This window comes from Crocosphaera watsonii WH 8501, assembly GCF_000167195.1.
GTDB classification, from domain to species: domain Bacteria; phylum Cyanobacteriota; class Cyanobacteriia; order Cyanobacteriales; family Microcystaceae; genus Crocosphaera; species Crocosphaera watsonii.
Genome location: NZ_AADV02000001.1, coordinates 54,911 through 70,070, shown reverse-complemented (window position 1 = coordinate 70,070; position 15,160 = coordinate 54,911). Strand labels below are relative to the sequence as shown.

Below are 15,160 nucleotides of genomic sequence, written 5' to 3'. Positions count from 1 at the left end.
GATAAAACTTCTGTCAAAATTATACCCACCATAACAAGCTGGTGGGTTATTGCTGTAGAGCTAAAAGCAGATATTATCCTTGAGTTGTTGGAAAAGCAAGCGAGTGGCAATGAAATGATGTGGAATCTAGATGAGATTATTTAAGCTCTATTTTAAACTTTTTAATAACTTCTAAAACTACTTCAATGAAAATATCATTTAGTCCATATTGCTTGCCCTATCTGGCTTTCACGGATTTAAAACTGTTTTTTAGCATAGTATGTCCTGGAGAACCACTTGTTCGTGTAGTAGGACAACAAGAAGTTCCCTCCGTTCCCGAACCTTCTACTGTCATTAGTTTATTGGCTTTAGGTGGATTATCCCTCGGTTTAAAAGGTAAAGGCTCTAAAAAGCAATAATATATTATTTCCCATTCCATATAAAAAGGGTAGCAATTTTTGTTACCCTTTTTGTATGGTGCTTTTTTTGTGATTTGGATCTATAGAGATTCTTCGTTCCTCGGAATGATAACTTAAGAATTGAAAATTTAACCCAACCCGCCCCTCCCAGCAGGGGAGCCAGGAGGAAAACAGGAGGTGAGTATGCAAATTTAAAATTAATATTTATTCCATTATTATTGTTGTTTACTGCTAACCTTAAATTAACTTACTTTTATATTTTTCTATGACTATTGGTATTTGGATTTTAGGAAATCAACTACATTCAGAGCAAGCTGCTTTACTATCTTGTCAAGATGATAAACAAGAAACTCATGTTATTTTGATCGAATCCCATGATTATATCAAAAAACGTCCCTATCATCAACAAAAATTAGTATTAGTTTTCTCAGCAATGCGTCATTTTGCTGAAGAATTAAAAACACAAGGATGGACAGTTACTTATGAAATATCTCAAGATTTTGAAACCCCTTTAAATGATTGGATTAAGAAGAATAAAATAACAGAATTAAGATTGGTAACGCCTTATGATAAACCATTTTCAAGCCGCGTTAAAAGCTTTAAATTAGATTGTAAAATAAAGTTGATTCCTAATAATCATTTTCTCTGGACTCAAGAAGAGTTTAAACAATGGACAGACTCACGTAAACGCCTATTATTAGAAGATTTTTATCGAGAAGGAAGAAAAAGATTCAATATTCTCATGGAAGATAATCAACCAATAGGAGGAAAATGGAACTTTGATAAACAAAATCGGAAACCTCCAAAAAAAGGTTTAAATCCTCCCACACCTTTACAGTTTGAACCAGATAAAATCACTCAACAAGTAATTAAAGACATTAAATCCTATAAAATACCAACCTACGGCAAAATTAAACCCTTTAAATGGGCTGTAACCCGTTCCCAAGCTTTACAGGTATTAGATAATTTTATAGAACATAATTTAAACAACTTTGGTACATATCAAGATGCAATGATCACTGGAGAATATACTTTATGGCATAGTTTAATATCTCCTTATATTAATCTTAGTATTCTCACACCTTGGGAAGTGATTAAGTCCATTGAAAAAGCTTATTATGAGTTTGATTATCCTTTAAATAGTGTAGAAGGTTTAATCCGTCAAATCTTGGGATGGCGAGAATATATGTATGGAATTTATAAAATAATGGATGATGATTATGCACAAAAAAATTGGTTTAATCATCAAGAGAAACTACCAGAATTTTACTGGGATAGTTCACAAACAGATATGAATTGTTTAAAACAAAGTTTACAACAGGTAGAAGAAACAGGATACAGTCATCATATACAAAGATTGATGGTTTTGGGTAATTTTGCTTTAATTGTTGGTGTGTCTCCCCAAGCAGTCAATGATTGGTTTCACAGTGCTTTTATCGATGCCTATGACTGGGTTATGGTTCCCAATGTTATAGGAATGGGACAGTTTGCAGATGCAGGAATATTAGCCTCAAAACCCTACGCAGCTTCCGCTAATTACATTAATAAAATGAGTGATTACTGTAAAAGTTGCGTTTATAAACAGACTCAACGTACAGGAGACAAAGCTTGTCCTTTTAACTTCTTTTATTGGGACTTTTTATCCCGTAACCAACAAAAATTAAAAGGTTTAGGGAGAATGAATCTTATCTTAGCTAATCTCAAAAAAATGGACAAAGTAGAACTAGAAAAAATACAATCACAAGCCCAACAATGGAGAGAAAGTCACTAGATTAAGTAGGGTTTGCTGAATAAAAGCAAAACCCTATTCTTTAAAAGGTTACACCCATATTCGCGATCGCAAAAAAGATCAGCTTTGTCGGCTACAAACCGCTATAATTGGTAGAAACACCTCCCAGTTGTTGGTCAAGAACAAATGTATCGAAAAGAGGAGCAACCTTTACCGCCCCCAGAAAAATTTGAATTACCTTTCGAGGGCAAATTGTCCCCCAATAATCGTTGGGTAATCATGGCAGAGTTGATACCTTGGGATGATTTTGAGGAAGAATATGCTAAACTTTTTTCAGCAGAAAAAGGTGCGCCAGCCAAACTATTTAGAATGGCATTAGGGACATTAATTATTAAGGAAAAATTAGGAACAAGTGATAGAGAAACTATAGAACAGATTAGAGAAAATCCTTATCTACAATACTTTATAGGTTTAATTTGTTATCAACAAGAGCCACCACTGGAATCTTCAATGCTAGTTCATTTTAGGAAAAGAATTGATGGAGAATTGATAAACAAAATCAATAAAAAAATAGTAAGTGAAGGTTTCAGCACCCGCAGGATTTGGTCAGGAACCTATATAATAGAATTTGACCAACCCTTTGCAGGAGAACCAGCAGTAATTTCTACCATTTATGGCAATGAGTGGCAAACATTTGACAAGTCTATTGCCATTGTTGAATTAGGTTCACAGTACTTTGTTCCCGTTACTTCGTCAATGGACAGACCAGAAGATTGTGCTTTCACCTTTATTGCTTTTGGTAACATCTAAGAGATAATATCTTCTCAACTTGTTGAGGAGAAACTAAAGTATTAGCGCACAAAATACCAGAAGCAGCAACAGCAGGAACCCCAATACCTGGTAACGTACTATCTCCCACTCGATACAGTCCTGAGATAGGTGTATAACAGCTAGGAAATAAACCATTTCCTGCTGCGATCGCTGGTCCATAAGTTCCCTGATAACGACGGAGAAAACGACTATGAGTTAAGGGGGTTCCAATTAATTCTAGAACCACTCGTTGACGAATATCAGGGATAACCTTTTCTAACGCTTTATAAAGAGTTTGCGATCGCTGTTTTTTCTTATTCTCATAGTCTGCATTTTTTTCCCATCCTTCGTAGGGTTCTAAAGTGTAAGCATGAACCACATAATGACCATCTGGGGCTAAGTTTTTATCCCAAACGGAAGGAATAGAAATCATGCAGGTATTTCCAGGAACGGTAATATCTTGATTACTATCATGAACCACTACATGATGACCTGTTAAATTTTCTAACCCTTCTGCTTTTATTCCTAAATGAAGGTGCATAAAGCTTTTAACAGCAGGGGTTGCTAGTTGTTCTTGTCTATGACTTGATGGCAAATCTTCTGGGGATAAAAGATGTTCATATGTGTCCCAAAGTGTGGCATTAGAAATAACAACTGAAGCCTCTATAATCTCCCCTTTTTTAAGTTTAATTCCTGTGGCTTTTCCTGATTTAGTAATTATTTTATCAACGTGAGAATTGAGATATAATTTTCCTCCATACCGTTTTAAACCATTGATTAAACCATCAATAATAGCTGCGCTTCCTCCCACGGGATATTCTACACCCGCCCTAGTTCTTTCTCCGAGCATAAAGGCGATTTCTGGGGCAACTGTTCCTTTTGCTTTTAATCCTGAGAGTAAAAAACATTCCAGATCAATTAAACGGCGTACCCACTTATCTTTTACAGTTTTATCCATTATATCCCCTGCCGAACCGCTAATCATTCCTACCTGAAATAAACTCTTGATTAAAGAGGGAAAATAACGGGTTGCTAGAACCAGAAACAACTGCCAATCTGAGCGTAGAACAATGGTGGGTATATCTTTTAAACAGTCATATAAGTCCAACATCTTTGATTCAAATGCAGCTAATTCCTTAGCACCCTCTGGGGTTATTTTAGCCACATTTTGACGATATTCTTCTAAACCGCTATAAACGGGGAATGTACCTTCTGGAAAGTGATAATGGCCTAGGGGATCATAAGGGACAACATCCAAAGATTCTCCGACAATATCTAATACTTGTTTGAGGGGATTAAGAGAAGGTTTATCATTACCTAAACCACAGTAAAAAGAGGGTCCTGAATCGAAAGTAAAGCCTTTACGGGTGAAGGTATGAGCAGCACCCCCAGGTATAGAATGGCTCTCAAAAATAGCAACTTTTTTGCCATATCTTGCTAATAAAGCTCCTGCGGTTAAACCACCGATTCCACTACCAATTATTACAACATCAAAATTCATTATTAATCTATATATGAGGATTTAGCTCAGTTATTGTACAAGTTAACGGGTTTAGGAATGCTAAACCCCTGGTATAAAATGGTAATTTATCACTTAGATTTATTCTGAATTAAAGCCCGATATAAACCGTAAAGAACAAACCCTAAAATTCCCACTACAATTAAAGAGGTGACTAACTTTAAAACGCCATTGAGGACAGATAAACCCACAATCACCCCAACCACAGCAACACCGACTTTGGCAGGGGTTTCTAACCCTTGAAACCAATTAGTGACCCGTGATACAGTCTCGTTATTTTTGACTTCTTTGGGGTTAAAAGGGCGTACGGGGGAGGTTTTATTGTTTATTTCTGCTTCGAGATCCTTAAATTTTTGTTCTAATTTTTCTTCCCAGTCGGGACCATTGCGATCGCTCATAAAATCAATATCCTAATTGAGTTACCATCTCTTCATGTTCATTCTAATACAATTTCAGGTTTTCTGGTCAAGGTAATGGATGACATAACTTTGCTATAACAATGACATGGAAAAGACACAAGGGAATCTTAATCTAGAAAGTGGTCATTCAATTACTTACATCATTATGAAATTCACAAAGATTCTCATTGATACTGTAATCATCGCTTGTTTCTTGACTGGAGTAGGTGTTGCTTTCGATAAAATCGAAAGTGTGTCTCTATCGAATCCTTTTACCGTTAAAACAGCACAACTTAATCAAAGTAATTAGTTAAACTTAACCTCTTTGGATCACTCTTTTGGGGGAAGACTCAAAATCATATTTCTGATAAGTTGAAAATTATTCTGAATAACTAAGCAAGGGAGATTGAACAATGAAAAAAACAAAAGAAATCAAAAACTTTCAATTATTTATTACTACCTTTGTCTACATATTTTCTTTGTTTCAATCTTTTCTTCCTCAAAAACAAGCTAGTTAACAAATCTTCAATCTAGATTACTCATCATCTGATAACTGTAAATATTTATCTAATTGTTGTGCTAATCTATCTACAGACATACGAGGAGAAAATCGGGGGATTGTTTTTTCTCCTTCGGGTAGCTCTAACCGTAAAACAGGAATTTCGTACTGATAAGCAGTAAACCAATCCTCACTGGTGGTAATATCCCGTATTTCTAGGTCAAATTTTGGGGTTTCTATTTGTTTTAGTTTCCCCTCGAGTCCTTCACATAAATGACACCCTGGTTTGCTATATAAAATGAGTCGCATAGATTAATTTAGAGGACGATTGTTAATACTATTTTAAATCTTCTGATGGTATTTAGACAATAAGTATTGAAGATTGTCAAGGTTCACTATTAGGAGTATCATAATATCTAAAGTAGATTATTGCATAAACAACGGATAATTATCCATTGTCCATCATTGAAACAAATATGGCTTTAAAATTCTTCCAAAAACCAGAACCCGATAACAGCGATCGTGTTCCTCCAGGACAATATTTAGCAAAAGGTTTCCCCGTTTTAACCTATGGTGATACTCCCCAAATAAGTACCGAAAACTGGCAATTGAAAGTCTGGGGTTTAGTGACACCAAAAACCTTTTCTTGGTCAGATTTTATGGGTTTACCCCATTACGAATTTACCAAAGATTTTCACTGTGTTACCCGTTGGTCAAAATTAGATGTTAAGTGGACAGGAATCAAAATTACAGACTTTATAGACTTATTAGATGTTGATCCCAAAGCAACCTATATTATGCAGCATTGTTATGGGGGTTATACAACTAATCTTCCTTTAAAGGATTTTGTCTTAGAAGATAACTTTTTTGCCTTCAAACTATCAGGAGAAAACTTACCTCCTGATCATGGTGGTCCGATGCGGACAGTTATTCCCCATTTATACGCTTGGAAAAGTGCAAAATGGATTAATGGTTTAGAATTTTTACCAGAAGATTAGTTAGGTTTCTGGGAAAAAAATGGTTACCATCGACGGGGTGATCCTTGGAAAGAAGAGCGGTATGGGGAATAATTTAGAATGTTTGATTAATTCATGGTTGAGAAAGAAAATTTACCTTATCCTGTTAGCATTGTTTTGTTTACTCGATACCCCGATCCAGGAAAGGTTAAAACTCGTTTAGCTTGGGATATTGGCGATCGCACGGCGGCCAATATCCATGGGGTTTTTATGAGTAAAATGTTGATGATTTTACTCCGTGAGATCAATGGGGTTAATATTATTGTAAATTATACAGGAATAGATTATCAAACAGAGATGATCCAAGGTTTTGATCCTGCTTTAGTATTGGATATTAAGCAAGGGATAAACTCTGGTGTCTTGTCTTTTATTAAACAACCTTCAACCTCTTTTGGGGAAAGGATAAATGCGATCGCACAACAGTTAAAAGAAGTAATAATAATTGGGGCAGATATACCAGGGATTACTGCTGATATTTTATCTCAAGCCATTGAATGTGTCAAAAGAAAAGAAGCAGCGATCGCCTTAACTAAAGATAATGGTTATTATCTCATTGCTTTACCATCTTATAGCGATGTTTTTACCAGCATTAATTATAGTTTAGGAAATGTGGGCCAACAGACTTATACTTTGATGAAAAAAAATTATAACTCTGCCTCTATTCTCAATCAGAGCTTAGTAGATGTTGACGAAATTAGTGACTTAAAATCTCTTGGTTTAAGTAACTTGATTGAAGAAAATCAACCTATAATATCTGTTATTATTCCTACTCTCAATGAAGTTAATTCTATCTATGATACTTTAGCTAATATAGTTAAACAAGCTGAAACATCAAATAATATAGAAATTTTGGTGGTTGATGGAGGAAGCAACGATAATACTTTAGAAAGAGTTGAAGAATTTACAAATGACTATCCTAATATTTCTATACAATCGTTTACTATATCATCTTTAGGTCGTGCTTTTCAAATGAATGTAGGGTTAAGACATTCATCAGGAAAATATCTTGTTTTTTGTCATGCAGATACCTTATTACCATCAGAATGGGATCATAAATTAATCTCTATTTTGAGCCATAAAAATATTAAATTAGCTTATTTTGATTTACAATTTAATTCTGATCATTTAGCTTTAAAATGGGTTGCTTGGACTGTTAATTATATCAGGCGATCGCCTTATGGGGATCAAGTTTTTTGTGTAAGACGAGATTATTTTAAAGAAATAGGGGGCTTTGATTATCTTTCTTTATTAGAAGATGTTACTTTATTTGAGAATAAAATTAATTATAAACAGTGTCAAAATGTATCTCATGCTATAATCACCAATGCACGTAAATATAGTAATAAAAATGGTGAATATACTTGTTTATCTATATTCAAAAATGTTGGAAAAAATTGGTTAATAATGGCAGGTAAAAAAATCTTAAAATTACCTGCTTGTCAATTAAGGAAAATTCATCATGGTTCACAGAATGAGTATCAACTCCTAGAAATTCCTTTTCAGGATAAAATTTATACATTTAAGTATCATTTCCCTAATAATATACTGCATAAATTTTTAATCTGGAAAAAGATATATTATCAACAATCGATGGATGAATTAATTCCTGTAATCTTCAAATACTGTCAAGGTGATGATATATTTATTGATGTTGGTGCCAAGGTAGGAATGGTTAGCTGTTTACTGAGTATTATATTAACCAAAAATCGCATTAAAACCGATATTATATCCTTTGAACCTGATTACTCGCACTATCAGTTATTTAAAGATAATTATAAATTTTATCTTGGAGAAATAAGAAATAAAATCACTATTGAAAATATATATATAAGTAACCCGAAAAGCTATTATTACCCAGATTTAAAAGAAAAATCACTCAAATCGATGGCATTAGATGAGTATGGATTTCCTAATAACAAAAAGATTAGTCTTATTAAAATCAATTTAGAAGGAAATGAATTAGGTATATTAAAAGGAATGGTTAAAACTATTAAACAGCATCAACCTGTTTTAATTTTTCATAATTCAACCCCCTTCATTACCCATTTCTTAGACAAAAAACATAATATGAACAATATCATTGAGAAACTCAATGATTTAAACTATCAAGTCACCAGGTTTAGTGGTCTTAGTTTTATCGCAGTCAGTGATAATATATAAGCATAGGCTAATGGTTATGACATGGGATCTTACAATATAAATATTCTCAGTTCAACCTTAAGCAGCCTTTAACCCTTATGTGCTACAATTTTTAAAGATTTTGCTATCGAGTCGGCATAAGCCACCTCAAAAGCGATTATAAAGGGAAACTCCATGACCAAAAAAAGTAATTACGGTGCAGAGCAGATACAAGTTCTCGAAGGGTTAGATCCAGTCCGCAAACGCCCAGGGATGTACATTGGAACCACAGGGCCTAGAGGACTTCATCACCTTGTCTATGAAGTCGTGGATAACTCAATTGATGAGGCTTTGGCTGGTTATTGCACCCATATCGAAATTGATATCAACGCCGATGGTTCAATAACTGTTACCGACAATGGCCGTGGTATCCCTACAGATGTTCATCCTACCACGGGAAAGTCAGCTTTAGAAACCGTCATGACGGTACTTCATGCCGGGGGAAAATTTGGAGGCGGTGGTTATAAAGTTTCGGGAGGGTTACACGGGGTTGGTATTTCCGTGGTTAACGCTTTATCTGAATGGGTTGTTGTTAACGTTTGGCGTGATAATAATATTCATACCCAACGTTATGAGAGGGGTATTCCTCTTGGTTCATTAGACACAAAACCAGATAAAAAACACTCAACTGGTACTTCGGTTTCTTTCCTTCCTGATATCCAAATATTTTCAGGAGGAATCGAGTTTGATTATAGTACCTTAGCAGGAAGGTTAAAAGAATTAGCCTATCTCAATGCCGGGGTTAAAATTACATTTACTGATCATAGAAAAGAAGAACCCTATAATGAAACCTATTGTTATGAAGGAGGTATTAAAGAATACGTTACTTATATGTGTAGGGATAAAGACCCCTTACACCAAGATATTATCTATGTTTCAGGAGAAAAGAACGGCACACAAGTTGAAGTTGCTTTACTATGGTGTGTCGATGCTTATAGCGATAACTTATTAGGATTTGCCAATAACATTCGTACCATTGATGGAGGAACTCATTTAGAAGGTTTAAAAACAGTTCTCACAAGGACGATGAATAATGTTGCCAGAAAACGCAACAAATTAAAAGAGAATGATGCCAATTTAGGTGGGGAGAATGTTCGAGAAGGTTTAACAGGAGTTATTTCTGTTAAAGTGCCTGAGCCGGAATTTGAAGGACAAACAAAGACAAAATTAGGTAATACAGAAGTTAGGGGAATTGTAGACTCTTTGGTGGGGGAAGTGTTAACCGAATACTTAGAATTTAATCCCCAAGTTGCTGATAATATTATTGAAAAAGCTGTACAAGCTTTTAAAGCAGCAGAAGCAGCCAGACGGGCCCGTGAATTAGTACGTCGTAAGTCCGTTTTAGAGTCTTCCCCTTTACCCGGAAAATTAGCAGACTGTAGTAGTCGTGATCCCGAAGAATCAGAGATTTTCTTAGTAGAAGGAGACTCTGCTGGAGGTTCAGCAAAACAGGGAAGAGATCGACGGTTTCAAGCTATTTTGCCCCTCAGAGGTAAAATTATTAATATTGAAAAAACCGATGATGCAAAAATCTACAAAAATAACGAAATTCAATCTTTAATTACTGCTTTGGGTTTAGGGATAAAAGGAGAAGAATTTGATTCCGAACAATTGCGTTATCATCGTATTGTAATTATGACCGATGCTGACGTAGATGGGGCGCACATTCGGACCTTATTATTGACCTTTTTCTATCGGTATCAACGGTCATTAGTAGACCAAGGATATGTTTATATTGCTTGTCCTCCCTTGTATAAAGTAGAGAGGGGACGTAACCATATGTATTGTTATAATGAACGACAATTACAAGAACATATTAATAGTCTTCCTAATAATGCGAATTATACGATTCAAAGGTTTAAAGGGTTAGGAGAAATGATGCCAACCCAACTGTGGGAAACTACCATGAACCCAGAAACCCGTAGTATGAAACAAGTAGAAATAGAAGACGCTGCCGAAGCAGATCGCATCTTTACTATTTTAATGGGCGATAGAGTTGCCCCCAGACGGGAGTTTATCGAAACCTACGGACCAAAATTAAATCTAACAGACTTAGATATTTAAGTTTGCCTTTGGGGTGAATAATTCACCCCAAATTAATTAATTGTCAATTGCTAATTATTAATTGTTAATTGATAACCCACCATTTGTTAATTTTGTTTAAGATGTATAGTAATTGATAATTTAACTCATTAACTATCCACAATGGAACCCGAAGTCAGCTTAATCCTACAACCACAAACCCTAATCGAATCTGAGGGAACCGTTTCCTCCCTAACCCTAACCCTTAGTGAACCACCCCCAGACACAGGTATAGTTGTTAGAGTTAATGCTCCTAACCTATCCGAATTTGATCTTACTCAAGCCCAAATCGAAGGGGGTGAGATTACCTTAGAAGAAGAACTACAACAAGAGCTACAAACAGGGTTGGATGGCACACGGGCCTCCGAAGTTCCCGGGGCTGTGGTGGCGATCGTTTCTCCCTCTGGCAGTTGGTATGGAGCCAGTGGAGTAGCTGACCTAGAAAATGACATACCAGTAGAAACTGACGATCTTTTTCAAGTTGGCAGTATCACCAAAACCTTTGTCGCTGCTACCATTTTAAAGCTAGTAGAAGAAGGTGCATTAACCTTAGAAGATACCCTCACTACTTGGCTGCCAGAAACTATTACCGAGGATATTGCCAATGCTCAAGATATAACTCTAAGACAGATATTACAGCATACAAGCGGTATTCCTGACTATTTAACGGAAATTTTTAACCAAGCTGCCATTGACCCCACAATATTTTTAACAGAGTGGCAACCAGAAGAATTAACTGAGTTTGTTAACGGCCTTGATCCTTTGTTTGCCCCAGGAGAATCTCTGGAATATTCTAATACAAATTTTATCTTAGCTGGATTAATTATAGAAGCCGTCACAGGGAATAATCTAGCCCAAGAAATCCGCGATCGCATTCTTACCCCATTAGGTCTAGAAAATACTTTTTTTGCAGGAGAAGAAGAGGTTAATGGAGAGGTTGTTAATGCTTACTGGGATTTTGATGGGGACGGAACCTTAAATAATATTAGCTTTCTTGGTTTGTCTTGGGCATGGGCAGCGGGGGCAATGATTTCTAATCTTCAAGACTTAGATATCTTTGCCCGTGGTTTGTTCAAAGGGGAGTTATTGGAAGAGGAAAGTTTGGAGCAAATGCTCGATATTAGACCTACCATTGACAACCCTAGCTATGATTCTTATGGTTTAGGAGTAGGGACCATCGAATCCCCTAATCGTTTTTGGTACATTCATCGGGGGCAAACTTTGGGCCATCGCTCCAATATGTGGTACTCTCCCCAAGATGACTTAACCTACATCGAGTTAATTAACGGATTTTCCGACGATAACCTAGTGCAGCTTAGCAAAAATAATCCACCAGCCACTTATGATCTTTAAAGCCCTTAAATTTCCAAACGAACGGCTTAGCAAAATGTTGATTAAAGTAATCAATAAAATTGAGAATTTTTTGGGATAGTTCTTCAGTTGAACGGACAGTAATTCTTTTGAGTAAACGCCTGACTAAGATCGAAAACCAACACTCAATTTGATTAAGCCACGATGTATGTTTGGGAATATAAACAAAGCGAATTCGATGAGATTCATCTGATAAAAAATCTGCTCTGCTGTCCATAGATTGCAAAATCCCCTCCTTTCCTTTTCTCCCCAAATCAATAGTAATTCCACAGCTTTCTGCTACTAATTTGACTAAGCTTTCCGATTTATGAGTGTTGAGTTTATCTACAATAAAAATCCATTCTGCTTTTTCATCAATCTTAATCGTTCTCTGGATATGTTCAGAAAAATCTTGTTCTGTTCTTGTCGGTCCAATAGAGGGACTAACAACTTTTCCTCTTGCCACATCCCAGTTCGCAATCAAGCTTAAAGTTCCGTGTCTTTCATATTCAAATTCGATTTTTTCTACTTGTTTAGGCTTGATTCTTTTGTTCGGAAATAATCTCTCAAGAGCTTGAATCCCTGTCATTTCATCTGTACTAATTAAATGAATTCCTTGTTCTAACAAAGTTTTAGCTTCTTGATGAAGTTCACAGATATATTTGACTTGCTTTTTAAATTTTAAGGGATCATCAATTTTGGCATTTAACCAGTAACGAACGAGATGTGGTTGTAATGTCGCTTCTTTTTAAAAAACGCCCCACACTACGGGGGGAAATCTTTTCGACAATTCCTCTTTTTATGGCTTCATCCGCCAACTCTGAAGGTGTCCAATGGCTCACTGGTCTGTCTGATTTTTCACATTCTTCACAAGCGATCTCTACAATCTGGACTACTTGTTCGACCGTAAAGGATTTTGTTGTTCCAGGTCTTGGGCGATCGCTTAAAATTCCTTTGATCAAGACCATTAATGCTTTCTCCGTTACCTGTTGTTCTTCGGCGGCACTCAGTTTTTCTCTCTCCTCAAACCATCGCGATCGCCACTGACGCACTTGTACTCGGTCTAATTCTAATCTTCGACTAATCGAACTATTGCTCTCTCCTGATGCTGCGGCTAAGATTAGCTTGGCTCGTCTAACAAGGCGATAGGGGTTTGTTGTCCCTCTCACTATTTGTTGGAGTACTGTTTTCTGTAGGTTGGAGAGGTTAATTGGCAATGCTTTTATCATGGACATCAACTTCGAGATTCTTCCGTTAGTTTCATTGAAACACATTGTCGTGGCTAGTCACGAAAGTTTCTGTAAAAATCTGGTGGATTACTTTCGCCAAGCTGCACTAGGCATTTCCCTAATCTTAATTGATCCTCAATCCAATTAGGGGGTAAGGCTAAAGGGGGATCTGAGGGGAGGTTTTCAATATGTTCTCGAATCAGTTGTGACAGTAAAGGAGGATTTTCTGTGACAAGTTGATGGCGAATATCTCGCAGATATAATAATACAGGAATGAAATTGGGTGCCTGATATTTGTCCTGTTGCTTTTTGGCATAGGTTAGGGTTAAATGCTTGAGGAGAGTTGTTTTTCCTGAGCCGGGAGAAGCAATCACAGCTAAACGGCGATAGGATTGAAATTTATCCTGGTTATTCTTTAAAAATTCCCAAATTTCTCTTTGTTCATTGTCTGATTGTCTTGTAATGATTGTGCCTCTAATTGTATCAGGGGTTCCTGTTTTTACTCGCAAAGAAACAAAAATATCTTCTAAATCTAATGCTGGTAAACCAATCCTAAACCCTTCTATTTTTAGTTCTCTAAAGGGATCAATCAAACTCTCATAATATCGACCCTTGAATTGTGGATTGAATTGCCACCATAACCGCATAGGAAAGGTTTTGAGTTGCTTAACAATCCATTATGCTATGGGTTCTTCTATCTTTTCTAACTCTTCTTCTATTAAGTCTAAAGTAAGATTTATTACTCGTAAGAAAAAATTTCCCCATATCGCTATAACTAAAGCCAATACACTAATCAAAGTTGTAATGATGGCTAATTCGTATTTACCATTTTTCAGTAATATAATTGTCCCTGTGACTCCCCCTCCAGAAACTGGTATTCCCAATATTTTCAAAAATTTTAGAACAGTGTTAACTCTTTTTTCTCTTGCTTTCCTTCGGGTATTTGTAGAGGTTGCTGATCCCTCGACAGATGATGGTGTTGCTTTTTTTTCTGACATTTTTTACATGAAAAAAGATATATTGAAAAAGTTTCCAGGTAGTTATTTATTTATTATTTAAAGGAATGTTAATGAGAAATTTTAGCTTTAATTAGTTGGGGATCTCCCTGTTGTACAACTCTTCCTCCTTCCAATAAAAAAGCTCCATCACAGTAGTTTAATTCCTCTAGACGATGTGTCACCCATAGGGCCGTAATGCCTCGACTTTTGACTAAATTTTCCACTTGTTCTACTAATTCGATTTGGGTATCGGGATCAAGTAATGCGGTGGGTTCATCCAACAATAAGACAGAACAATGACGGGCGATGGCTCCGGCAATAGCGACACGCTGTTTTTGTCCGCCACTGAGAGCGTAAATAGGTCTTCTCTCTAACTCTAGCAGGTTAACTGCGCTCAAGGCTTCTCGGACACGATTACGTACTTCTGGAGGGGGTAATTTTTCCTCTACTAACCCAAAGGCAATATCGGCCCCAACGGTGGGCATGACTAACTGGCGATCGGGGTTTTGGAAGACAAAGCCCACGGGAGGAGTCATGGTAATGGTTCCATTTTGGGGGGTTAGTAAATTAGTTAATAATCTCAACAGCGTTGACTTACCACTGCCGTTTGCTCCCAAGAGCATCCAAAATTCTCCTTCTGGTACGCCCAATGAGCAAGAGTTTAAAACCTGGGCTTTTTCGTGCCAACTAAAGCTGATATTATCTACATTAATAGCAAAATTTGTCATAGAAAATGAAAGTGAATTTATAATTTAGAATTTAATTTGTTTTTATTCTTATCAATTATATATTATGCAGTAATATAAAAATTTGGTGGGCAATGTTTCAGGTATTTTCTAGATAGTTATTATAAGATTTTTTTTGAATATTGCCCACTCTAAACATTCACAGTTTATTTATGATGTTTACTTGTGTTGTAACTTAAAAAACTGATCACTGATAACTGCTCACTGC

13 protein-coding genes and 2 pseudogenes are annotated in these 15,160 nt (G+C 36.2%); 7 read left to right on the top strand and 8 right to left on the bottom strand.

Annotated elements, in window-relative coordinates:
- Positions 1-185 precede the first annotated feature (185 nt).
- The 3 genes and pseudogenes from CWATDRAFT_RS00385 to CWATDRAFT_RS36805 all read left to right on the top strand — a co-directional run.
- Positions 186-398, top strand: a complete 213-nt coding sequence (locus CWATDRAFT_RS00385; protein WP_042711050.1) for a PEP-CTERM sorting domain-containing protein — start codon at positions 186-188, stop codon at positions 396-398.
- A gap of 265 nt (positions 399-663) precedes the next feature.
- Complete coding sequence (locus CWATDRAFT_RS00380; RefSeq protein ID WP_007303106.1) at positions 664-2,169, top strand: cryptochrome/photolyase family protein; 1,506 nt, start codon at positions 664-666, stop codon at positions 2,167-2,169.
- 144 nt (positions 2,170-2,313) lie between these two features.
- A pseudogene (locus CWATDRAFT_RS36805) lies at positions 2,314-2,703 on the top strand (transposase); the annotation flags it as partial.
- Between the two features lie 211 nt (positions 2,704-2,914).
- On the opposite strand, the gene CWATDRAFT_RS00370 reads toward CWATDRAFT_RS36805, so the two are convergent.
- The 3 genes from CWATDRAFT_RS00370 to CWATDRAFT_RS00355 all read right to left on the bottom strand — a co-directional run bounded on the left by CWATDRAFT_RS00370 (position 2,915) and on the right by CWATDRAFT_RS00355 (position 5,662).
- The gene (locus tag CWATDRAFT_RS00370) at positions 2,915-4,438 is read right to left on the bottom strand and encodes a phytoene desaturase family protein (RefSeq protein ID WP_007303104.1); all 1,524 of its coding nucleotides are present in this window, start codon (positions 4,436-4,438) and stop codon (positions 2,915-2,917) included.
- A gap of 89 nt (positions 4,439-4,527) precedes the next feature.
- The gene (locus CWATDRAFT_RS00365) at positions 4,528-4,854 is read right to left on the bottom strand and encodes a hypothetical protein (protein WP_007303103.1); all 327 of its coding nucleotides are present in this window, start codon (positions 4,852-4,854) and stop codon (positions 4,528-4,530) included.
- 535 nt (positions 4,855-5,389) lie between these two features.
- Positions 5,390-5,662: a glutaredoxin family protein gene (locus CWATDRAFT_RS00355; RefSeq protein ID WP_007303102.1), complete on the bottom strand. Its 273-nt coding sequence runs from the start codon at positions 5,660-5,662 to the stop codon at positions 5,390-5,392.
- Between the two features lie 167 nt (positions 5,663-5,829).
- Here CWATDRAFT_RS00355 and CWATDRAFT_RS00350 point away from each other — a divergent pair.
- The 4 genes and pseudogenes from CWATDRAFT_RS00350 to CWATDRAFT_RS00335 all read left to right on the top strand — a co-directional run bounded on the left by CWATDRAFT_RS00350 (position 5,830) and on the right by CWATDRAFT_RS00335 (position 11,982).
- Positions 5,830-6,423, top strand: a pseudogene (locus tag CWATDRAFT_RS00350) (sulfite oxidase-like oxidoreductase).
- A 21-nt stretch (positions 6,424-6,444) separates the two neighbouring features.
- Entirely contained in the window at positions 6,445-8,529 is a 2,085-nt protein-coding gene (locus CWATDRAFT_RS00345) for a DUF2064 domain-containing protein (RefSeq protein WP_007303100.1), read from the top strand.
- Between the two features lie 153 nt (positions 8,530-8,682).
- Entirely contained in the window at positions 8,683-10,611 is a 1,929-nt protein-coding gene (gene gyrB / locus CWATDRAFT_RS00340) for a DNA topoisomerase (ATP-hydrolyzing) subunit B (protein ID WP_007303099.1), read from the top strand.
- Positions 10,612-10,752: 141 nt separating this feature from the next.
- A complete protein-coding gene (locus CWATDRAFT_RS00335) occupies positions 10,753-11,982 on the top strand; it encodes a serine hydrolase domain-containing protein (RefSeq protein ID WP_007303098.1) in 1,230 nt (409 codons plus the stop codon).
- Here CWATDRAFT_RS00335 and CWATDRAFT_RS00330 read toward each other — a convergent pair.
- From CWATDRAFT_RS00330 to CWATDRAFT_RS00310, 5 genes are all read right to left on the bottom strand, one after another.
- On the bottom strand, positions 11,945-12,607 hold the full coding sequence (locus tag CWATDRAFT_RS00330; RefSeq protein ID WP_007303097.1) for a transposase: 663 nt from the start codon (positions 12,605-12,607) through the stop codon (positions 11,945-11,947). The two genes, CWATDRAFT_RS00335 and CWATDRAFT_RS00330, sit on opposite strands and share 38 nt — an antisense overlap.
- 64 nt (positions 12,608-12,671) lie before the next feature.
- Positions 12,672-13,253 carry a helix-turn-helix domain-containing protein gene (locus CWATDRAFT_RS00325; RefSeq protein WP_007303067.1) on the bottom strand — a complete coding sequence of 194 codons (582 nt, stop codon included), beginning with the start codon at positions 13,251-13,253 and terminating at the stop codon, positions 12,672-12,674.
- A gap of 8 nt (positions 13,254-13,261) precedes the next feature.
- Positions 13,262-13,801 (bottom strand): hypothetical protein, encoded by a 540-nt coding sequence (locus tag CWATDRAFT_RS36800; protein ID WP_157134020.1) that lies wholly within the window; start codon positions 13,799-13,801, stop codon positions 13,262-13,264.
- 84 nt (positions 13,802-13,885) lie between these two features.
- On the bottom strand, positions 13,886-14,206 hold the full coding sequence (locus CWATDRAFT_RS00315) for a hypothetical protein (RefSeq protein ID WP_007303095.1): 321 nt from the start codon (positions 14,204-14,206) through the stop codon (positions 13,886-13,888).
- A gap of 68 nt (positions 14,207-14,274) precedes the next feature.
- The gene (locus tag CWATDRAFT_RS00310; protein ID WP_007303094.1) at positions 14,275-14,934 is read right to left on the bottom strand and encodes an energy-coupling factor ABC transporter ATP-binding protein; all 660 of its coding nucleotides are present in this window, start codon (positions 14,932-14,934) and stop codon (positions 14,275-14,277) included.
- Positions 14,935-15,160: the final 226 nt, after the last annotated feature.

Coding starts and splice junctions, on each gene's coding strand:
- CWATDRAFT_RS00385 (WP_042711050.1), top strand. CDS start 186: ATGAAAATATCATTTAGTCCATATTGCTTGCCCTATCTGGCTTTCACG.
- CWATDRAFT_RS00380 (WP_007303106.1), top strand. CDS start 664: ATGACTATTGGTATTTGGATTTTAGGAAATCAACTACATTCAGAGCAA.
- CWATDRAFT_RS00370 (WP_007303104.1), bottom strand. CDS start 4,438: ATGAATTTTGATGTTGTAATAATTGGTAGTGGAATCGGTGGTTTAACC.
- CWATDRAFT_RS00365 (WP_007303103.1), bottom strand. CDS start 4,854: ATGAGCGATCGCAATGGTCCCGACTGGGAAGAAAAATTAGAACAAAAA.
- CWATDRAFT_RS00355 (WP_007303102.1), bottom strand. CDS start 5,662: ATGCGACTCATTTTATATAGCAAACCAGGGTGTCATTTATGTGAAGGA.
- CWATDRAFT_RS00345 (WP_007303100.1), top strand. CDS start 6,445: ATGGTTGAGAAAGAAAATTTACCTTATCCTGTTAGCATTGTTTTGTTT.
- gyrB (WP_007303099.1), top strand. CDS start 8,683: ATGACCAAAAAAAGTAATTACGGTGCAGAGCAGATACAAGTTCTCGAA.
- CWATDRAFT_RS00335 (WP_007303098.1), top strand. CDS start 10,753: ATGGAACCCGAAGTCAGCTTAATCCTACAACCACAAACCCTAATCGAA.
- CWATDRAFT_RS00325 (WP_007303067.1), bottom strand. CDS start 13,253: ATGTGTTTCAATGAAACTAACGGAAGAATCTCGAAGTTGATGTCCATG.
- CWATDRAFT_RS00315 (WP_007303095.1), bottom strand. CDS start 14,206: ATGTCAGAAAAAAAAGCAACACCATCATCTGTCGAGGGATCAGCAACC.
- CWATDRAFT_RS00310 (WP_007303094.1), bottom strand. CDS start 14,934: ATGACAAATTTTGCTATTAATGTAGATAATATCAGCTTTAGTTGGCAC.